A 20,277-nucleotide genomic window follows, 5' to 3' on the forward strand; every position below is an offset into this window, starting at 1 on the left:
GCGCGTGAGCCCCGTTGGTTCACCCAGGGTTCCAGCGTATCGTGGGTGGCTCGCGGCGCAATTTACGCGCCGTCGAGTCTCCCGATGCCAGCTATCGAGAATCGGCGTTGGCTCCTTGCTGCGGTCGTCATCGCGGCGCTCGTTCTGGGCGGCTCCGGGATCAGCAGCGCCTTGAGCTGGTACGAACGCCCGTTTCCTGGCGTCCTCGTCGACCCGGACGGCGTGATCTCGAGCCTGGGCCTGCCTTCCTGGGAGGGCTTCCAGAAGGGCCTCCGGTTCCCCGATCGCGTCGTCGAGGTCAACGGCTGGCCCCTCGAGAGCACGGCGGGGCGCTACCGCGCCAGCACCTGGGACGCCGCCATCGAGCAGGCGGCGGGCGCGGGGGAGCGCTCGGTGCGCGTCCGCGTCGAGACGGGCGAGGGGATGCGCGACGTCGAGCTCTCCCTCGTCCCCTTCGATCCGCTCGCGTGGTGGTTCTACGCCGGCGGGCTGATGGTCGTCGCCTCGCTCTACGTGGGCGCCGCGCTCATCGCCCTCAGCGCGAGCCCGCGCGGCAAGCTCGCCCGCGCGTTCGCGACCGCCGCGCTGTTCGCCGCGCTCTTCCAGCTCGCGCTGTTCGACTACCACAGCTCGCGCGAGCTCGTCCCGTTCTTCCACGTCGCCTACGCGCTCGTCCCGATGAGCCTGTTCGCCCTGGCGCTGCGGCTGCCGGACGACGTCGCGCTCATCGCGCGCTACCCCGTCTTCGCCCGGATCGCGCATGGGATCGGCGGCCTGCTCGCCGCCGCCCTGCTCGCCTCGCACGCCATGGGCTGGACCACCGTCGGGCTCCGGAGCATCTGCGCGACCCTGGTCGTCGCCTCGTTCCTCTTCTTCGCGATCACCCTGATCCTCCGCTTCGCCGCGGCGGAGGGGGATCGCCGCCGCACGCTGCGCGCGCTGCTCCTCGCCATGGCGCCGCCGCACGTCGTGATCGCGATCGGGTTCATCCTGGCCATGCTCGGCGTCCCCGCGTCGGCGCTCGCGTGGTTCGCGATCCCGGCGCTCGCTTTCACGCCCGTCTCGAGCGTCGTCGCGTTCATCCGCTACGACCTCTGGGGGAGCCGCGCGCTCCTGTCGCGCCCGCTCACGCGGATCATCATCGCCGCCATGATGGTCGCGCTCACGGTGATCCTCTGCTCCGCCTGCGCGGGGTACGCCGGCCTGCCGCTGCTCGGCGCGATCAAGGTCGCCGCGCCGGCCGCGATCGTCAGCGCCGCGCTCGTCGTGTTCGCGCTCGGCGCCGGCGACCGGACGCTCTTCCCGGCGCGCGCCGAGTACAAGCCCACCGTCGAGCAGCTCAGCGAGGAGCTGACGCTCGTCGCCGATCCCGACGAGGTCGCGGACGCGGTCGAGCGCACGGTGGCGCGCTGGCTGTCCTGCGAGCGGGTCACCTTCCGCCGCATCGCGGTCGAGGCCGTCGAAGCGGCCGGCGCGCCCGGCGAGCAGGACCCGAGGGCCGCCGAGCCGAGCGGCGAGCGGCTCATCGGGATCGGTCCGCCCGAGGAGAGCGCGAGCGAGCTCTCGCTCACGGTCATGTTCAGCGGCCGGCTGCTCGGCGTCCTCGAGGTGGGCAAGAAGCGCGGCGGCGCCCTGTTCACCAGCGAGGACCTCGACCTGCTCCGCACCATCGGCAACCAGGCCGCCCTCGCCCTCGCGCACGCCCACAGCTACGCCGAGCTGGAGCGGCGGCGGCGCGAGCAGGCCGCCGCCTGGCGCGACGAGCGCGCGGCGCTCATCGAGACGCTCGCGGCCGAGATCACCCACGAGGTGCGCTACCCGATCAACTTCTTCCGCTCGGTGTTCAAGCGCGGCTCGAGCAACCAGAGCCTGGACGCCGAGGAGGTCGAGATCGGCTGCGAGGAGGTCGAGCGCCTCGAGCGGCTCGTGATGGGCCTGCGCCGCGTGACGCACAGGAGGCTCGAGCGCCGGCGCCTCGCGGTCGGGGAGCTCGTGAGCCGGGCGGAGATGCTCCTGCGCGATCAGCTCGGCAAGCGGCGGATCGAGGCGCGGGTGAGCGCGACGCCGAGGCTCCACTGCGACCCCGATCAGGCCACGCAGGTGCTCGTCAACCTCCTCTCGAACGGCCTCGACGCGGCCGGGGACAAGGGGGCCGTCGGGGTCATCTGGGCGCCGTCGGAGAACGGCGCCGAGCTCGTCGTGTGGGACACGGGGCCGGGCATCTCGGCAGACGCTCCGCGGATCTTCGCGCCCTGGTACACGACGAAGCCGGGCGGGACCGGGCTCGGGCTCGCCATCACGCACCGGATCGTCCGGGCCCACGGGTGGTCCATCGACCCGGAGCGGCGCGACGGCAGGACGCGGTTCGCGATCTCGATCCCGGCCACCGATGTCACCATGACCGCAGAGGACGAGGTCGCGTGAAGATCCTGATCGTCGATGATCAGCGGAGCGGTCGCCGCACGCTGCGGCAGATCCTGAGCGCCCTCGACGGGGTCGAGGTGCTGGAGGCGGTCGGCCTCGACGACGCCATGGCCGCCGTGGAGCGGAGCGCGCCCGACCTCCTGCTCCTCGACGTGCGCCTCTCGGACGATCCGCGCGACCGCGGCGGCCTGGAGATCCTGCGGCGGGTGCGGGCCTCGGGGCGGAGCACGCCGGCGTTGATGGTCACCTCGGTCAGCGAGCTCTCCGAGATCCGGGAGGCCATGCGGCTCGGCGCGCAGGACTACGTGCTGAAGGACGAGCTCTGCCCCGAGATGCTCCTGCCGATCATCGAAGGGCAGCGCGAGCGGCTGCTCCTCAAGGGCGAGGTGGTGCGGCTGCGCGAGCGGGTCGACCGCACGTTCGGCACGAAGGCGCTCCTCGGCTCGTCCGCGGCGATGGATCGCGTGCGCCGGATCGTCGAGCGGGTCGCCGAGTCGAGCAGGACCGTGCTCATCCGCGGCGAGACCGGCTGCGGCAAGGAGATGGTCGCCCGCGCGCTGCACGAGATGAGCTCGCGCCGCGGCGAGCCGTTCGTGGCCGTCAACTGCTCGGCGCTGCCGGGGACGCTCATCGAGTCGCTCATCTTCGGGCACGAGCGCGGCGCCTTCACGGGCGCCGAGAAGCGCATGCGCGGCCAGCTGGAGCTCGCGGGCGCGGGCACCATCCTGCTCGACGAGATCGCCGAGATGCCCGGCGAGCTCCAGGCGAAGCTCCTCCGCGTGCTCGAGGATCGCCGCTTCCGCCCGCTCGGCGCCGAGGCGGAGATCCCGCTGCGCGCCCGCGTCCTCGCCGCGACCCACGTCGACCTCGAGAAGCGCATCGGCGAGGGGCGCTTCCGGGAAGATCTCTTCTATCGGCTCAACGTCGTCACGGTGCACGTCCCGTCGCTCGCCGAGCGCGACGCGGATCTCATCGAGCTCCTGCTCGCCTTCAGCGCGGAGGTCCCGCGCAGGCTCCGCTACACGGACGACGCGATCGCGTGGCTGGTCCGGCGGCCCTGGCCCGGCAACGTGCGGGAGCTCCGGAACGTCGTCGAGCGGCTGGGGCTGCTCGCCGATGACGATCTCATCGACGTCCCGACGCTCGAGGAGCTCGCGCGCGAGCGGCCGGTCGTGGACGCCACCGCGGAGATCGACCGGCTGGCCCGCGCGCTGCTCGCGCTGCCCGAGCGGCTCGGCTCGAAGCTCCGCGTGATCGAGCGCGCGGTCCTGCACCACGCGATCGAGAGCTGCGGCGGCAACAAGGCAGCCGCGGCGCGGCTCATCGGCGTCGACCGGAAGATGCTCGAGCGGCGCTGGGACCGGCACACCGGCGAGGAGCCGCCGAGCAGCCGGCGGATGTCGCTGCCGACCGCGGCGCGCCACCTCGGCGAGGAGCCGCCGAGCAGCCGGCGGCTCACGCCCGCGAACGCGCAGCGGTACCTCGGCGAGGAGCCGCCGAGCAGCCGGCGGATCTCGGTGCCGTCGCCGGACACGGACGACAGCTGAGCCGCGCCCGACGCTGACGGCGCGGTGCGCTGAGCCGCGCCCGACGCTGACGGCGCGGTGCGCTGAGCCGCGCCCCTGCTCGACGCCATGCAGCGCGCGGCGCGCTACTTCCTGCCGATGCCCGCGTAGAGGAAGCCCATCCCGCGGAGCTCGTCGGGCTCCCAGACGTTGCGCCCGTCGAAGAGCGCCGGGGAGCTCAGGATGCGCTTCAACCGGTGGAAGTCGGGTCGCCGGTACTCGTGCCACTCGGTGACGACGACAAGCGCGTCCGCGCCCTCGGCCGCGCCGTACATGTTGTCGCTCAGGAGGATGCGGTTCCCGTAGATGGCGCGCACGTTCGGCATCGCCTGCGGGTCGTGCGCCTGGACGGTCGCGCCCGCCTCGAGCAGCGCGTCGATCAGGGTGAGCGCGGGCGCCTCGCGGATGTCGTCGGTCTGCGGCTTGAACGCGAGCCCCCAGACCGCGATCGTCTTGCCCTTCAGCGCCCCGCCGAAGTGGGCGCTCACCTTGCTCGCGAGGAGCCGCTTCTGCCGGGCGTTGACCCGCTCGGTCGCCCGGACGATCTCCAGGTCGTGCCCCACCGAGCTCGCGGTGAAGAGGATGGCCGAGAGGTCCTTCGGGAAGCACGACCCGCCGAAGCCCGGGCCGGCGAAGAGGAACTTCGTGCCGATGCGCGGGTCGGCCCCGACGCCCTTGCGCACGAGCTCGATGTCCGCGCCGACCTTCTCCGCGAGCACGGCCAGGTCGTTCATGAACGAGATGCGCGACGCCAGCAGGGCGTTGGCCGCGTACTTGGTGAGCTCGGCCGAGCGGGCGTCCATGAGCTGGATGCGATCGCTCGCCCGGACGAACGGGTTGTAGAGGTGGCGGAGGATCTCGCGCGCCTTCGGGTCGTCCGAGCCGATGATCACGCGGTCGGGCTTCATGAAGTCGTTCACCGCGTCGCCCTCCTTCAGGAACTCCGGGTTCGACGCGACGGCGAACGGCTGGGCGGTGTGCGCGCCGATGATCTGCCGGAGCCGGTCCGCCGTCCCGACAGGGACCGTGCTCTTCGTGGCGATCACCTTGAAGTTGTTCATGTTCTTGCCGATCGTCTCGCCGACGGCATCGACGGCGGACAGGTCGGCGGAGCCGTCGTCGGCCTGCGGCGTCCCGACGGCGATGAAGACGATCTCCGCGTCGCGGATGGCGCTGGCGACGTCGGTGGAGAACCTCAGCCTGCCATCGCGCGCGTTCTTCGCGATGAGCACGTCGAGGCCGGGCTCGTAGATCGGCACCTCTCCGCGCTTCAGCATCTCGATCTTTGCAGCGGACACGTCGACGCACGCCACGTCGTTCCCGAAATCCGCGAACCCCGCGCCGGCCACGAGGCCGACATACCCTGTTCCCACGACGGCAAGCTGCATGGGCCGGACGCTACCACGACTCTGCTGCTGTTCGAGCCGGCAGTCGCGCGAAGTGTGATCCGCGATCGATCTGTCCTGCTCCTCAAGTGCACGCGCGGGCGGGGGCGGGGATGCAAGCGAGCGCGGCGGCCGGCCGCGGGGCGCGCGGTCTCCGGGCGCCCCGCGGCTCAGGGGTGCACGAACACCACCGTTCCGGTCAGCGAGCGCGCCGCGCCGTGCCATCCCGGCGGGACGGCCGGCTCGGTCCAGAAGAAGATGCGGCGGGCGTCCTCCGGAGAGAGGTTGATGCAGCCGTGGCTCTTGGGGCGGCCGAACTTGTCGTGCCAGTAGGCGCCGTGGAGCGCATACCCCTCCTCGAAGTACTGCACGTAGGGGACGTCGCGCAGCTCGAACTCCTCGCCGACGGCGTCCGAGTCCATGGTGATGGAGGTGTACTTCGTGTGGATACGGAAGATACCGCGCTTTGTCGCGGTGCTGGACTTGTGGTCCTCGAGCCCCGCCTCGCCGCTGGAGATCAGGGTGGCGTAGACGGGCTTCGTGCCCTCGTAGGCGACGAGCACCTGCTTCGTGAGGCTGATGTCGAGCCACTTCTCGCCGTTCTTGCCCCAGGCGGGCATCTTCTTGGCGGGGTCGATGCGGCCGGCGTGGCGATCGTCGACCCAGTCGCCGTCCTTTGTCTCGTAGTGCAGCTTGCCGCCGAAGAACTGCTGCTTGCCGGTGAGGGGCACGGCGGAGCGCCACTCGAGCTCTCCGCCGTCGACGAGCTTCTTGCCCTCGACGCGCCACCGCTTGCCGCCCTGGCGGCGCACGAGCGCGAACGGGAAGTCGATGTCCTTGCCGATCTCGACGCCGTGGAAGTCGGACCCGCGGATGGGGCGGAACCTGTCGGCGGGGATGACGCGGAGATCGGTTGTGACGTTGTAGCGCCGGCCCTCGTGGAGGAACGACTCGATGAAGGCCATGCCGTTGCGCCGCGAGACCTCGTCGATCTTCACGGCGTCGTCGGACTTGATGAGGCCGGAGAGGTTGGGGGCGCGCCGGCCGTCGCGCAGGAACCAGGGGATCTCGCGATCGGTGATGCGCTGCGCGAGCGCGTCGAGCGCGGGCAGGGCGGGCTCGGCGCTCCATTTGAGCCACACGTCGAGGCCGTAGGTGGCGCCGCTCTCCTCGTCCTTGGCCCAGCGGTCGAGGTGCTTCTTGAGGCCCGGCTCGAAGCGCGCGACGTCGTCCTGGGAGGGGATGCGCGCGTAGACGGGGCCGCCGCGCGTGACGGTGCCGTACATGTACGGGAGCTTGTGGGTGACGTCGGGGCGGCGCGCCGCGGCGCGGACGATCTCGTGATCGAGGTCGAGCGTCGCGTCGGGGCCGAGGCACACATAGCCGAACGGCTTGATCTTGCGGAAGCCGCCGGGGCAGCCGGCGGTGCCGGCGGGCTCGGGATCCATCTCCACGATCGCGCCGGCGCGCAGGAAGCCGACGCGCTTGGCGTCGGTGCTGGGCCGGGCGTAGACGCGGGTGAGCATCGCGATGCTGGCGAGCCGTGGGCTGCCCTCGCGGGCCGGCAGGGGCGGGGTGGAGACGCCGCTCAGCGAGACGATGGGCGGGGCTGCGGGCTGGCCGGGCGGCGGCTCGTCCTCGGCCGGGGCGGGGGAGCCCGGGGGAGAGGGAGACGCGGTGGAGGCGGGGCCCTGCGCGGAGGCCTCCTTGGCGCCGTCGCCCTGGGCCTCGACCGGGGAGTCGGGGGTGCTCCTGGACCGGGACTGGCCGCAGCCCGCGAGGAGCGCGGCGAGGGCGAGGAACGCGAACGCAGGGCGGCGCGCCGCGGGTGAAGCTGCGGCGCACGGTCGGGGCGGCGTGTCCATGGCGGGCAGACCGTAATGCACAGGCGGGGGAGGGGGGCCAGTTTTCGGCGGGGCGCGCGCCGGGGGCGGTCCGCTCCCGCACATCGCCCGGTCCTCGTGGAATGGTGGCGCTCACCACGGACTGCGGCGCCGAGACGAGCGACACGTGAGCGCGATGGCGACTGTCGCCGAGCGCGGAGCCGCGCGATCCACCGCGCTGCGTCGACGACGACATTGGCTATCGCATTCTCGGTCATTCCGACCGCGAGGTTTCGCCACCGATGCTCTCGATCGGACATCGCATCAGCCCCACCGGACTCCATCCACGCGAGCCACTCGTTCGCTCCGTGCAGGGCATCGGCCACGGCGACGAGCGTGCTGTCGCCGCCCACCCGTGCCACGAGAGGCGCGAGCATCTCCACGCCTCCCCAGCCGCTCAGGGTCGACACGAGCGTGACCGCGCCGGCGGCGTCGCCGAGGCTGAGGGCCTCCTAAGACTGTCTCACTGGGGGATTTCGAGCTGCTGGCACACGCCGCTCGAGCACACGTCGCTGTCCGAGCAGCAGTCCGCGTTCGCCGTGCACTTTCCACCTGACTCCTTGCAGGCCTCGCCCCCGCCCGCATCCTCCCCTGGAGCTCCGCCCCCGTCGCCGGCCGGCGGGTCCTCGCCCTCGCACGTCGAGGGAATGCACGGCCCCGGCGTCACGGTGAGCGTGTCCGACGGGTACTTGCTCGGAGACGCGTGCACGTAGCTGATTGTCGCGTCGCCAAAGCCCGCCGCGCCGAAAGCGGAGGCGCTCACCCACACGTCATAGACGACGCGGTAATCCCAGCCCGGTGTCTCCGGGTTGGGGGTGTACTCCTCGTCCGTCTCCGGGGAGTCGACGACGTACGCGCCGTACCCGCACGCGTTGAGATCGCGGTCGAGCGAGGTGGTCGCCGCGACGATGGCGCCCGGGTCTCCGAGGAGCATCTTGCCCTCTCCGCCGAGCACGCCGAGCGACCCGTAGCCCGAGGGCATGGCCTCGGCGGCCGAGAGATAGTCGACGAAGAAGTCGAGCACGAGCTCGCCCCTCCCGTCCGTCATCTGGAACTGGGCCTTGTCGCTGCCCACGAGATCCTTGAACGTGTGTCCCCCATGGCCTTTCGGCTTCGGCTTGTCGCCGGGCTTCGGCTTGTCGCCGGGCTGCGGGTCGCCGGGCTGCGGGTCGCCGCCCCAGCCGACGGCCGTCGCGCCGTACGTGTTGTCGACGAACGCGGGGTTGAGCGTCAGCCGCACGTGCACGAGCTCGTCGCCCTCGGCGATCTCGACGACCCGCTCGACGAACGCCATCGGGGTCGTCGGGTCGCTGTTCGTATAATAGCAGTCGACCTGGGCGGTCCCGTCCACCGGGATGCCCCGGCGGCTCGCCCCGCACGACATCGGATCGAGGTCCGCCGTGATGGGATCGCCGGCGCCCCACGTGCCAGACCCCGGGAAGCTCGGCGCGGGCGCGCTCCCCCCCTCGTCCGACGGGACGCAGTCATCCCCGTCATCCCCGGAGACCACGCTGCTGCCGGCGAGCCCCGTGGTCAGCCCGGTGCAGGCCGAGCCGACGACCGCGAGAGACAACAGCCCACCACAGAACCACCCTGTCAACACGAACGAACGCATCGGCATCCTCCTGCTCGAAAGCAAGCACGACCTGGAGCGCGGCCGGCGAACCCGATCGCCGGCGCGATGATCTCCTTGATGAAGTGGAAGTCGCCGGAGGCGCCGAGAGCAGGCAGGGTTTGTCAGAAATCGAAGAGCGGCTGTCGCGAAACATCTGAAGAGGCGGCTGTCACGCGCGGGCGCTCACGGGCGAGCGCCGCCGGCGCGGGAGGCGGACGTGGCTTCCTCGCGCCCGAAGCCCTGCGGGTAGTCCCTGAGGTACCGGCGCGCCTCCGCGGCGGTCCGGTCCTTGTCGCCCAGCGCCTCGATCGCGCGCAGGCGCTCGACGCGGGCGATCTCGGCGAGCGGCGAGTCCGGGTAGCGGCCGAGGAGGATGTCGAGCCGCTCGATCGCCCGCCTCGGCTGCCCCCGCCGCCGCGCCGCCATCGCGCTCTGGAGCAGCTCGTTCTCGGCCGTGAGCGAGGTGCGCGCCGGGGCCTCGCGCGGCGCGCGCGGCTCCCCCTCGACGCCGCCGCCCTCGCCGCCTCGGCTGCCCCCGCCGCCCTCGCGGGCGGCGCTGTCCTGCTCGGCCTCGCGCGGCGGCGCCTGCGCGTCGCCCGGCCGCCCCCCGGCGGGCCGGTCCGTCCGGCGCTCGTCGCCGAGGGACGACCACGTCTCGCCCGGGCTCAAGAAACGCTCGACAACGCCGCGATGCACGGCGACCCGCCCCTCCTCGACCGACACGCGCGTCTCGGCGGGCTCTCCCGCCGCGCCGGGCCGCCGCTCGACGGAGAAGCGCGTCCCGTGGACCGTGACCACGGCGTCCAGGGTCCGCACCGACAGGCTCACGCCCGCCGGCAGCGGCGGCACCTCGACGGCGATCCGGCCCTGATCGAGGGTGACGATGTCGCCGAATCGGGCGCGCCCGTCCCCGGCCGGCGCGAACCTCACGCGGGTCGAGGGCCCGACCTCGACGGTCGTGCCCGTCGCGAGCGACGCCTTCGCCCGCGCGCCCTCGCCGGTCCGCAGCTCCTCGTCGCTCGCGAGCGGCACGAGGGCGAGCGACGGCGGCGAGCGCGTCGCGCCGCCGGCCGCGATCTCGACCGAGCCCTGGAGCGCCGTCACCTGCGCCACGGCGGGCGAGGCGTCGCGCCCCCGGACCCCGATCAAGACGCCGGCGACCGCCGCGGCGAGCGCGGCCGCCAGCGCGGTCGCGGCGAGGACCGAGCGCCTCCGCCGGGCGACGCGGGCGCGCCGCTCCGCCGCCTCCGCTGCGAGCTGATCGATACGGCCGGCGATCCGCTGCTGGAGGTACCTCGCCTGGGCCCTGGGCAGCGGGGGCACCGGCTGCTCGACAAGCGCCCGCAGCGAGGCCTCCACGCCCGGCGCCGCGGCGCGATCCTCCGGGGCGGCGTCAAAGTCGTCCTGCTTCATCGTGGCTCCTCGGATCGAGCGGGGTCGCGTTGCGCCGCCGCGTCGGGTTCACAGCGCGCCTGGAGCTCCCGCCGCCCCCGCGACAGCCGCGACTGGGCCGCGGCCACGGAGACGCCGGTCAAATCCGCGATTTCCTTGAGTGAATAGCCCATGGCGTGGAGCAGCAGCGCGGTCGCGCGGTCGCCGTCCATCGCCGCGAGGTGCCGGCGCAGGGCCTCGAGATCGCGCTGCGCGCTCACCTCCCGCTCGGGGTCGGCGCTGCGCGCGGGCGCCTCGGCCCCGGCGTCGATCTCCGGCGGCCCCTGCGCGCGATCGATGACCCTGCGCTCGCGCCGGCGGGCGCGCAGCGCGCTCAGCCCGACGTGGCAGGCGATGACGGCCGCCCAGCCCGCCAGGCTGCACTCCCCCGCAAACCGGCGTTTTGTGAGCGTACTTACTATTTGCTCGAACGCGCCCTGCACGAGGTCGGCATGGTCCTGCTCGCGGCAACCCAGGATCCGGTACAGGGTCCGGTCGACGACCGGGAGCAGGTGCTCGTAGAGGCGCAGCCCGATCCCTCGCTCGCCTCGCTGGAAGGCGAGCAGGATTTCCTCGTCGCTCGCGGGCGCGGGCGCGGGGGGCTCGGCGCCCCCGGTGGAGACGAGCCTGAGCCGGCGGCTTGCGGGTCGTGGCTCGACGGTTCCCATGCTTGTGCAGTAGCCGGTCCGTCCGAAAGCAGGCTGAGCCGCGGATCTTCCTCGATGCCCGCCGCGCCGCCGCCCTGTTGGATGCCCGCCGCGCCGCCGCCCTACCGGAGGCGTAGCTGCACCCCCAGCATCCCCGTGAAGCCGCCCTTCGGCAGCGTCGCCTTGGGCTTCGGGTGTACGTGGAGGTCGGTCTGATGGATCCTCACGAACGCCTCGGCGCTGCCGAGGAGAGCGACGCTGCCCTCGGCGGGCCACACGAGATCGATCGCGGTGCGGGTCCCGAAGGCCCACCCGTGCCCGGTCTCCTCCGGCTTCTTCGGGTCGCGGGGGGAGGCCATCACCCAGTCGACGGTGCCCTCGATCCGCGCCCGCGCGAGCGCGTCGAGCGGCGCGATCGGCGCTGCGATGCCGCCGCCGCCTCCGAGCGCGAGCCACTGGACGGACACCCCCGGCGCCGGCTCGCCCAGGGCCGTGGCGTAGGACGCCGACAGCGCCCCGAAGAACCCCGAGCGCCGGTCGAGCGCCGTGGCCATGACCCAGGCGCCGGCGCGGGCGCGGGCGGGGCCGCCGTCGAGCCCGTTGCCGGCGAGCCCGCCGGCGCCGACGAACCAGCCCAGCGGGCGCGGCGGCGGGGCGCCCGCGGCCGGCTCGACGTCGTCCGGCGCGGGAGGTGGGTCGGGCGGCGCCGGGGCGGCGGCGCGCTCCGCCGCCAGGGCCGCGATGACGAGCCCGGCGGTGCGGTAGCGGTCGGGCAGGGGATCTTCTTCGCGGAACTCGATCTCGCGCGACGACAGCGTGCCTTCAGGGGCGCCGAGCGAGGCGACGTCGACCCGCAAGCGGCGATGGTCCGGCCCGTCCAGCCAGACCACGGCGAGCGCCCGGATCGGGGTCCCGGTGCGCTTCGGGTCGCCGAGCGTGCACCCGCCGCCCCCGGCGGCGCCGGAGCACGCCTCGACGAGGAGCGCCGGGAGCTCGCCGTGCACGGCAGGGCCCGACGCGATGTCGACGACGATCGGGGCTGCCACGAGAATTTTACCCGCGGCCGACGCTACCGAGGGCGAGGGGCGAAGGCAAGCCGGAGCCGGGCCCCCTCGTCGGGCGACGCGGTACCAGAGCGACGAGCGGGTTGAGACCGTCAGATGGAGAGCAGAATCTCGAACCGCCAAGGGGCCAAGGAGAGAACAGGATGCTGGCGTCCTTGGCCCCTTGGCGGTTCATTTCTCGCTCGCTCAACGTGATCGGTGCTCAGGGCCGCCCGAACCTGAGGAGCAGCCCGAGCCAGCCCCTCGCCAGGTAGAGGCCGTTGATCAGCACATAGATCCAGAAGAACACGTCGAGCCGGTCCGCGAGCGCGAACGCCCAGATGTGGCTCGGATAGTGGTTCAAGAAGCGCAGGAACGTCGTCACGAGCGCCGCCGCGCGGGCGGCGGGCGACCGGGGGCGCTCCTCGGAGGCGGCCTCGTAGTACGCCGAGACCGACGTCTCCTTGCCGCTGATCTCCGGGCGGCGGACGAAGTTCGTCAGCGAGATCGCCGAGGCGATCACCGCGACCCCGACGACCCCGGCGAGCAGGAAGCGCGGGTCGCCCGCGGGCCAGAGGCCGCCGTCGAGGCCGAGGCCGCCGCCGTGGAAGAAGCGCACCGAGAGGGCGCCCGCGAGGAGCACCGCCTTGAGCTCGTCCGTGAAGAAGTCGAAGAGGTGACCCTCCTTCGACGCGATCTTCTTGTGGCGCGCGAGCATCCCGTCGACGCAGTCGAGGAGGTAGCTCAGCTCGAGCACGCCGATGGCGATGAGGCCCCCCGCCGTCGTGGGCAGCGCGACGAGCAACGCCGCCGCGACGACGAAGACGGCGAGGTTGAGCAGCGTGACCTGGTTCGGCGTGATCGAGGTCGGCGCGAGCAGCGCGACGACGCCGCCGGCGAGCGGGCGCATGACGTAGGTGTTGAAGAGCTGATCGTGCTTCTTCCGCGTGGCCAGGTAGATCCGCTTCGCTTCGCCGAGCATGTCGGGCGCATCCTAGAGCGGGCGGTCCGGCGAGAAGGAGACAAACCGCCAGGGCCCCAAGGAAGCCGCTCCGCGCGCGGCACAGGCCTCGTTTCGCCCTGGCTTCGCCCCGGCAGCGCAGAGCCCGCCTGCCGCTGCCGCCTCGCTCCGCCGTGGCCTCTGGAGCCGGGGTAAGACCCGTCCGGAGCCGCCGAGCGGCTTCCCTCGTGCGGCGGGAACGTCTATCAAGGGATCTTCATTCATTGGGCCGGTTCCCCCGGGGAACGACGCGATCCAGCGGCAGGACCGCTGTCCAGTCACGCACGGAGAAGATCGGATGAAGCGTTCCATTCGCTGTCTCACGCTCTCGCTCGCCCTCTTCGCCGGCTCGCTCGCGCACGCGCACCCCGGCAAGCGGCCCGACCTCGACGCCTACCTGCGCGCGCCGAAGGCGGCGAGCGCCCTGGCCGACGCGCGCGCCTCGGCCGGCGCTCGCGCCGCGCGCGCGGGCGGGATCGTCACGTCCATCGACGAGCAGCGCGGCGCCCCGACCTTCCTGTGGGCCGCCAGCGGGGCTTCGCCGGCCGGGGCCGCGGCGGCCGTCGTCGCAGGCGGCACCCCGGAGGCGGCCGCCCGGCTCCACCTCGGCCGCTTCGCCGCGGCCTACGGCCTCACCCGGGCCGCGCTGGGGACGGCGCAGGGGGTCCACGTCCACGACCAGGGTCAGGGGCCCGTCATCGTCGTCCTGCGGCAGCGCGTGGACGGCGTCGACCTCTTCCAGACCGAGGTGAAGGTGCTCATGCGGCAGAACCTCGAGCTCGTGGCCATCTCGGGCAACCTGCACCCGGCCGCCGTGGCCGCGAAGGCGCGCTCGGGCCGCCGCGCGTTCCGCCTCTCGCCAGGGCAGGCGCTCGCGCGGGCGCTCGAGGACCTCTACGGGATCCACCCGGGGCCGCGAGGCGTCGTCGATCTCCAGCGCCCCGCAGGCGACTACCAGACCTTCGACCTCGCGCCGGGCGGCGCGCTCCGGGCCGCGAGCCTCCACCTCGTCGAGCCGGCCCGCGTGAAGAAGGTCTATTTCCCGATGCCGGAGACGCTGGTCCCGGCGTACTTCGTCGAGTTCATCTCGGGAGAGGTGAAGTCGGTCTCCTCGGACGCCTACGACTACGTGATCGCGGCCGACGACGGGCGCATCCTCTACCGCCGCAACCTTGTCGACAGCGACGCGTTCACCTACCGCGTCTGGGCCGAGACCACGGGCGACGGGCGGCCCCTCGACGGGCCCCAGGCCGACTTCCTGCCGCACCCGACCGGCATGCCGGACGGGTCCCAGCCGGCGTTCATCCCGGCGCCGCTCGTCTCGATGGAGGGGTTCAACAAGGGCCCGGGCGGCGCCGTCGACCCCTGGCTGCCGCCGGGCGCGGTCGAGACCCTCGGCAACAACGTGGACGCCTACGCGGACCACAATGACCCCGACGGCTTCTCGAACGGCGACCTCCGGGCGACCCTCACCGCAGCGAGGACGTTCGACCACGTCTACGATCCGCTGCTCGATCCGGTGTCGAGCGAGACGCAGATCATGGCCGCCGTGACCCAGCTGTTCTACGTGAACAACTGGCTGCACGACTGGTACTACGACTCGGGGTTCGACGAGGCCGCCGGCAACGCCCAGCAGGACAACATGGGCCGCGGCGGCCTCGGCGGCGATCCGATGCACGCCGAGGCGCAGGACGGCGCCGGCATGCCGGACGCCAACCGCAACAACGCGAACATGACCGCGATGTCCGACGGCGCCTCGCCGCGGATGCAGATGTACCTGTGGAATAGCCAGGACCTCCGGCGCACGCTGACGCTCGATCCGGGCGGCGCCAGCCTGAGCACCAACACGGCCGAGTTCGGGGCCGCGAGCTTCAACGTCACCGCCGAGATCGTCCTTGTCGACGACGGCGTCGACGCCACCCCCGACGACGCGGTGGATGGAACCCGGGACGGGTGCGAGGCGCCGCTCTCCAACGTCGCTGGCAAGATCCTGCTCGTTGACCGGGGCGGCTGCACCTTCAAGCAGAAGGCCGTGAACGCCGAGGCCGCCGGCGCGGTCGCGCTCGTCCTCGCCAACAATACGCCCGGCGACCCCGCGCCGGGCATGTCCAACGGCGCGCCCGACGTCGAGGTGACCCTCCCGGTGCTCTCCACGTCCTTCGAGGAGGGGACCCGCCTCAAGGCCGCGCTCCTGGAAGGGCCGGTCACGGCCGCGATGGAGCGCGTGCTCGGGCTCGTGCGCGACGGCACGATCGACAACACGGTCACCGCCCACGAGTGGGGGCACTTCATCCACCGGCGCCTGACCCGGTGCGGCACCGCGCAGTGCGACGCGCAGAGCGAGGGCTGGGGCGACTTCATCGCGCTGCACATGGCGCTCCGCGAGGACGACGACCTCGGCGGGACCTTCGCGACCGCGATCTACGCGGCGGAGGAGAGCGGCGACAGCGCCTACTACGGCGGCCGCCGGGCGCCCTACACGGTCGACTTCGCGAAGAACGGGCTCACGTTCAGGCACATCTCCGATGGCGTCGCGCTCCCGGAGCACCCGCTGTCCGAGGGCCTCGGGCTGCCGAACTCCGAGGTCCACAACGCCGGCGAGGTCTGGGCGCTCATGCTGTTCGAGGCCTACGTGGGGCTGCTGACGCGGGAGGAGGACGGGAGCCGCGTCTACACGTACGAGGAGGCGCGGCGGCTCATGTCGGACATCGTGGTGGCGGGGATGAAGCTCGCGCCGACCGACGCGACCTACACAGAGCAGCGGGACGCGCTGCTCGCGGCCGCGTACGCGCGGAGCGAGGCCGACATGCTCGCGCTCGCCGCCGGCTTCGCGCGGCGCGGGGCGGGGACGTGCGCGGTGTCCGCGCCGCGCGATTCGAGCGATTTCGCCGGCGTCGTCGAGGGGTTCGAGCTGAAGCCGTCGAGCGCGGTGTCGGTGGGGCAGCCGGACGACGGCGTGGAGGCGTGCGACGAGGACGGCCTCCTCGACGCGGGCGAGCGCGGCCGGGTGGCCCTCGAGGTGCGGAACGCGGGCCCCGTGCCGCTCGTCGGGGCCGCGGCGACCGTCTCCACGACGAACGGCCACGTGTCGTTCCCGGGCGGGACCACGTTCGCGGTGCCGGAGGTGCCGCCGTTCGGGGCCAGGACCATCGAGGTCGAGCTGAGCGTGGACGAGGCCGCCGAGGGGATCGAGACGCTGGAGCTCCACGTGGAGATCGCCGCCGACGGGGCGTGCGAGACGACGGTCCTCGGCGTCGCCGGGGCGCGCCTCAACGTCGACGACGTGCCGGGCGCGTCGACCGTCGATTCGGTCGAGAGCGAGGCGCCCGTCTGGGCGAAGGAGGGCGAGGAGGCGGACGCCATCTGGTCGCGCGAGAAGACGGACCTGACGAACCACGCGTGGCGCGGCGTCGACTACTCGGGCCTCTCCGACACGCAGCTCGTCTCGCCGCCGCTCTCGGTCGGCGAGGGCGAGCCGCTCGTGATCGCGTTCAACCATCGGTATTCGTTCGAGATTTCGCCGGAGACGGAGGCCGAGGCGGCGATCTACTGGGACGGCGGGCTCATCGAGATCAGCGACGACGACGGCGCGACGTGGGAGGACGTCGCGGTCCATGCGGCCCCGGGGTACCGCGGCGCGATCGGCAACACGGTCGACGAGCCGTCCGTGAACCCGCTCGCCGGCCGGCAGGGCTTCGTCGGCGAGAACGAGGCCTGGCCGGATCCGGAGCCGGTCACGCTGGATCTCGGCGCCGCGTTCGCGGGCAAGACGGTGAAGGTCCGCTTCCGCATCGGCACCGACGCCTACGCGGGCGATTTCGGCTGGGAGATCGACGACATCGAGGTCCGCGGCATCGAGAACAAGCCGTTCGGCGCGCTCGTCCCCGACGCGCCCGGGTGCGGCGCGCCGCCGGTCGGCCAGGGCGGCGCCGGCGGCGAGGGCGGCGTCGGCGGCGAGGGCGCCGCCGGCGGTGCGGGAGGGGCCCCGAGCGGCGAGGGCGGAGCAGGCGGCAGCGGCGGGGCCGACGCGCCGACCGACGGCCCCAGCGTGGTCGCCGAGGGCGACGGCTGCGGCTGCGATGTCGCGGGCGGCGGCGCGACCACGACCGCGGGATCGCTGGCCACGCTCCTGGCGATGGCGATGCTCGGGCTGCGGCGGCGCCGGGGGGCGGCCTGAGGGGCCCCGGGCCGTCAGCGCCGGGCGCGGTGCGACGCGGGCGCGGCCGCGTCCTGCGGCTCGTCGCTCCAGTCGACAGCGATCGAGTCCTCCCTCACGCTCGCGGGGCCGTCCCACTCGACGGTGACCGAGTTGCCGCTCATGGACGGATCCTCGCTCCAGTCGACGGCGATGGCGTCGGCGACGGTCGGGCGGCTCGCGGGGCTCGTCGGGATCGTGATGGGCCCGTTGTCCTCGTCCGAGGCGGCCGGTGATCGCTGTCCGTGCAGCGTGATCGCGTCGGGATCGAGCGCGTGCGCGAACCGCGACGCGTACGGGGGCGGCTCGCCGCGCAGGAGGGCGAGCACGTCCTCGAGCATGCGGCGCGCGTCGGGGTAGCGCTGGTCGCGGTCGAAGGCGAGCGCGCGGTCGACGACGAGGCACACGTCGCGCGGCGCGAGCGGCGCGCGCTGCGCGAGCGGCGGCGCCGGCTCCCTGCCCATCTTCAGCAGGAGATCGAAATCGGTGCTCGCCTCGTGCACGTGGCGGCCGGCGATCAGGCGGAACATTGTGGCGCCGACCGCGAACAGGTCGGCGCGGGTGTCGATGTCGCGGCCCTTGGCCTGCTCCGGCGGCATGTACGGCGTCGTGCCGAGCACGAGGCCCATCCGCGTGAGCTCCCCCTGGAGGCTGGAGTCCTGCCGGATGCGCGCGAGCCCGAAATCGAGGACCTTGATGCGCACGCCGCCGCCGGGCAGGGGCGTGGCCGCGGCGTCGTCGCGGACGACGTACAGGTTGGGCGGCTTGATGTCGCGGTGGATGATCCCCTGCGCGTGCGCCGCGCCGAGCGTGTCGAGCACCTGCGCGGTGAAGCGGAGCACCTCGCCCAGCGGGATGCCGCCGAGGCGGCGCTCGCGCTCGGCGAGCGACTCGCCCTCGAGCAGCTCCATCACCAGGAACGGCGCGCCGTCCTCGGCGACGTCGATGTCGCGGATCTCGACGGCGCCCGGGTGATGGAAGCGGTTTGCGGCCTGCGCCTCGCGCTCGAACCGGTCGCAGATCTCCTTCGACTTCGCGGCCTGGGGGTGCAGGATCTTGAGCGCGTCGCGGCGCCCGATGCGGTGGACGCCGACGTAGACGGCGGCCATGCCGCCGGCGCCGAGCAGCCGCTCCAGCGTCCACTTGTTGCGGATGGTGATCCCCACGCGTCGTAGGGCCGTGTCGCTGCTCATGAGGTCCTTGCGCCCATGGAAGCGGCGCGGCCGCACGCGGTCAAGCGTATGCTCCGCGCGCGCGGCAAGGTAGAGAGCGATGGCGAAACCGGACAGGCAGAGCGGGCGGCGGTACACCGAGGCCGAGGTGCGGGCCATCCTGGGGCGCGCCCTGCGGGACGCGCAGGCGCGTGACGTCAGCCATGACGAGCTGGTCGCGGCGGCCGAGGAGATCGGCATCTCGCGGGACGCGATCGAGGCCGCGTCGCGCGACGTCGAGCATGTCCGGGGGGAGGAGAGCGCCTCGAGCGCAAGCAGCGCCTCGAGCGGAGCGCGGAGGAGCTCGGGCACGCCGTCGAGGAGGGCGTCGCGACGGTGCTCTCGCGGATCGCGCAGGAGATCCGCGGCAGCGCGCCGCCGGCGCCGCCGGAAGACGCGGCGCGCCGGTCGCGGATCGCGCCGCTCGACGAGGACGGCGCCGAGTCCGAGGCGCGCGGCGAGGAAGAGGAAGAAGAGGCGGATCGCGCGGCGCGGCAGGGTCGCGGCCGGCGCTGACGGCGCGGCGCGGCCGGCCGGCCGGACGTTGGCCGCCGAAGGAGAGACTCATGCGATTGATAGGAATGCTTGACTCGCCGTATGTCAGGAGGGTTGCCGTATCTCTGGAGTGTCTCCGCGTCCCGTTCGAGCACGAGGCGGTCTCGGTGCTCGCTACGTTCGAGAAGTTCCAGAGCATCAACCCGGTTGTGAAGGCGCCGACGCTCGTCTGCGACGATGGCGAGATCCTGATGGACTCGTCCTTGATCCTTCAGTTCATCGAGGCCTCGGCGACGCAAGGAAGAACCTTGTGGTCCGCAGATCCCATGGCAAGACAGCATGAGTTCCGGGCTGTAGGTCTGGCGCTGGCGGCCTGTGAGAAGAGCGTGCAGCTGATCTACGAGCGGAATCTCCGCCCCAGGGAGGCGCAGTACGAGCCGTGGTTGGAGCGTGTGACGGGCCAGCTGCTGGCGGCGTATTCGGGGTTGGAGGGCGAGGTCCAGCGCAGGCCGGAGGTGTTTTCGGCTCTGCACTGCCAGGCATCCATCTCGGCCGCCGTGGCGTGGCAGTTCACGCAGTCCATGCTGGCGTCGATCGTTCCGGCTTCGCGTCACCCTGGCCTGGTCAGCTTGTCGACGCGGCTTGAACGCACTCCCGAGCTCCAGAAGTATCCACCCGTCGGTCCCGGCGTGTCGGCGGCCAGCAAGTGACCGCGCGGCGCTGCCGCTACTCGGTCTCTCGCGCGCCGAGCGGCGCCTCGCCGGATTCAGGGCCGAGCCGCTCGACCTCGCTCCAGAGGGAGTCGAGGTCGAGCGTGAGCCCCTCGAGGCCCGGCACGCCGGAGACCACGCCGTCCGCCGCGGCGAGCGCGTGCACGTAGCGGCCGTCCGGGCCGAGCTCGAGGAGAGCGAGCGTCGCTGCCTGCGGGTCGATGAGCCAGTACCAGCGCACGCCGAAGCGCGCGTATTCGTGCAGCTTCTCCACGCGGTCCCGGCGCGCGTCGCGCGGCGAGGGAGAGATCACCTCGACCATGATGTCGGGCGGGACGTGGATCACGCCGCGGCGCGGCGGCTTGCGGCTCCCAGGCAGGTACGCGGAGGCGTCGGGCTTCCGGCCGGAGGAGGAGGTCACGGCGAACTTCGCCTCGGAGCCCAGCACAAGCCCGCCCCGCGAGATCAGCCAGCTCCGGAGCACCCCGATGACCCAGGTCACGATGACCTCGTGAACCGCGTCCGGCACCTCTTCCTCCGCGAGCACGCCATCCACGAGCTCGCCCGGCTCGTCTTCCGGCAAACAGGTCCAGCCGGCGAGGGTCAGCCTTGGCCTGGCCGGCGCCTCGCTGTCCGCGCTCTGCCTGATCACGACTGCGCGTTGCACCCTCAC

The 20,277-nt window shown here is 72.8% G+C and carries 14 protein-coding genes; 5 read left to right on the top strand and 9 right to left on the bottom strand.

The features are described from left to right. Positions 1-171 precede the first annotated feature (171 nt). Positions 172-2,424 carry an ATP-binding protein gene (locus WMF28_RS13570; protein ID WP_437602613.1) on the top strand — a complete coding sequence of 751 codons (2,253 nt, stop codon included), beginning with the start codon at positions 172-174 and terminating at the stop codon, positions 2,422-2,424. Beyond that, on the top strand, positions 2,421-3,971 hold the full coding sequence (locus tag WMF28_RS13575; RefSeq protein ID WP_437602614.1) for a sigma-54-dependent transcriptional regulator: 1,551 nt from the start codon (positions 2,421-2,423) through the stop codon (positions 3,969-3,971). Before WMF28_RS13570 ends, WMF28_RS13575 begins: the two co-directional genes overlap by 4 nt. A gap of 104 nt (positions 3,972-4,075) precedes the next feature. On the opposite strand, the gene WMF28_RS13580 is transcribed toward WMF28_RS13575, so the two are convergent. The 7 genes from WMF28_RS13580 to WMF28_RS13610 form a co-directional block, all read right to left on the bottom strand. Beyond that, positions 4,076-5,377 carry a UDP-glucose dehydrogenase family protein gene (locus WMF28_RS13580; RefSeq protein WP_437602615.1) on the bottom strand — a complete coding sequence of 434 codons (1,302 nt, stop codon included), beginning with the start codon at positions 5,375-5,377 and terminating at the stop codon, positions 4,076-4,078. Positions 5,378-5,544: 167 nt separating this feature from the next. Further along, a complete protein-coding gene (locus WMF28_RS13585) occupies positions 5,545-7,239 on the bottom strand; it encodes a L,D-transpeptidase (RefSeq protein WP_437602616.1) in 1,695 nt (564 codons plus the stop codon). A 481-nt stretch (positions 7,240-7,720) separates the two neighbouring features. Then, positions 7,721-8,872: a hypothetical protein gene (locus WMF28_RS13590; protein ID WP_437602617.1), complete on the bottom strand. Its 1,152-nt coding sequence runs from the start codon at positions 8,870-8,872 to the stop codon at positions 7,721-7,723. Positions 8,873-9,055: 183 nt separating this feature from the next. Then, the gene (locus WMF28_RS13595) at positions 9,056-10,285 is read right to left on the bottom strand and encodes a FecR domain-containing protein (protein WP_437602618.1); all 1,230 of its coding nucleotides are present in this window, start codon (positions 10,283-10,285) and stop codon (positions 9,056-9,058) included. Then, on the bottom strand, positions 10,282-10,971 hold the full coding sequence (locus tag WMF28_RS13600; protein ID WP_437602619.1) for an RNA polymerase sigma factor: 690 nt from the start codon (positions 10,969-10,971) through the stop codon (positions 10,282-10,284). Before WMF28_RS13600 ends, WMF28_RS13595 begins: the two co-directional genes overlap by 4 nt. Positions 10,972-11,072: 101 nt before the next feature. Then, positions 11,073-11,996, bottom strand: a complete 924-nt coding sequence (locus WMF28_RS13605) for a hypothetical protein (RefSeq protein ID WP_437602620.1) — start codon at positions 11,994-11,996, stop codon at positions 11,073-11,075. 220 nt (positions 11,997-12,216) lie between these two features. Continuing rightward, positions 12,217-12,975, bottom strand: coding sequence for a CDP-alcohol phosphatidyltransferase family protein (locus WMF28_RS13610; protein WP_437602621.1), 759 nt, complete (start codon positions 12,973-12,975; stop codon positions 12,217-12,219). A 316-nt stretch (positions 12,976-13,291) separates the two neighbouring features. On the opposite strand from WMF28_RS13610, the gene WMF28_RS13615 reads away from it, so the two are divergent. Then, positions 13,292-17,170, top strand: coding sequence for a M36 family metallopeptidase (locus WMF28_RS13615; RefSeq protein WP_437602622.1), 3,879 nt, complete (start codon positions 13,292-13,294; stop codon positions 17,168-17,170). Positions 17,171-17,184: 14 nt separating this feature from the next. Here WMF28_RS13615 and WMF28_RS13620 read toward each other — a convergent pair whose 3' ends face one another. Continuing rightward, positions 17,185-18,711 (bottom strand): serine/threonine-protein kinase, encoded by a 1,527-nt coding sequence (locus WMF28_RS13620; protein ID WP_437602623.1) that lies wholly within the window; start codon positions 18,709-18,711, stop codon positions 17,185-17,187. A gap of 24 nt (positions 18,712-18,735) precedes the next feature. Here WMF28_RS13620 and WMF28_RS13625 point away from each other — a divergent pair, with 24 nt between their 5' ends. Further along, a complete protein-coding gene (locus WMF28_RS13625) occupies positions 18,736-18,915 on the top strand; it encodes a hypothetical protein (RefSeq protein WP_437602624.1) in 180 nt (59 codons plus the stop codon). Positions 18,916-18,965: 50 nt separating this feature from the next. After that, entirely contained in the window at positions 18,966-19,604 is a 639-nt protein-coding gene (locus WMF28_RS13630; RefSeq protein WP_437602625.1) for a glutathione S-transferase, read from the top strand. A 16-nt stretch (positions 19,605-19,620) separates the two neighbouring features. On the opposite strand, the gene WMF28_RS13635 is transcribed toward WMF28_RS13630, so the two are convergent. Beyond that, a complete protein-coding gene (locus tag WMF28_RS13635) occupies positions 19,621-20,277 on the bottom strand; it encodes a Uma2 family endonuclease (RefSeq protein ID WP_437602626.1) in 657 nt (218 codons plus the stop codon).

Origin of the sequence: Sorangium sp. So ce590 (genome assembly GCF_051521365.1) — a bacterium.
GTDB lineage: Bacteria > Myxococcota_A > Polyangia > Polyangiales > Polyangiaceae > Sorangium.

Excerpts from the sequence above, each read along its gene's own strand:
- WMF28_RS13600 (WP_437602619.1), bottom strand. The coding sequence starts at position 10,971 with ATGGGAACCGTCGAGCCACGACCCGCAAGCCGCCGGCTCAGGCTCGTC.
- WMF28_RS13595 (WP_437602618.1), bottom strand. The coding sequence starts at position 10,285 with ATGAAGCAGGACGACTTTGACGCCGCCCCGGAGGATCGCGCCGCGGCG.
- WMF28_RS13615 (WP_437602622.1), top strand. The coding sequence starts at position 13,292 with ATGAAGCGTTCCATTCGCTGTCTCACGCTCTCGCTCGCCCTCTTCGCC.
- WMF28_RS13630 (WP_437602625.1), top strand. The coding sequence starts at position 18,966 with ATGCGATTGATAGGAATGCTTGACTCGCCGTATGTCAGGAGGGTTGCC.
- WMF28_RS13580 (WP_437602615.1), bottom strand. The coding sequence starts at position 5,377 with ATGCAGCTTGCCGTCGTGGGAACAGGGTATGTCGGCCTCGTGGCCGGC.
- WMF28_RS13585 (WP_437602616.1), bottom strand. The coding sequence starts at position 7,239 with ATGGACACGCCGCCCCGACCGTGCGCCGCAGCTTCACCCGCGGCGCGC.
- WMF28_RS13590 (WP_437602617.1), bottom strand. The coding sequence starts at position 8,872 with ATGCGTTCGTTCGTGTTGACAGGGTGGTTCTGTGGTGGGCTGTTGTCT.
- WMF28_RS13610 (WP_437602621.1), bottom strand. The coding sequence starts at position 12,975 with ATGCTCGGCGAAGCGAAGCGGATCTACCTGGCCACGCGGAAGAAGCAC.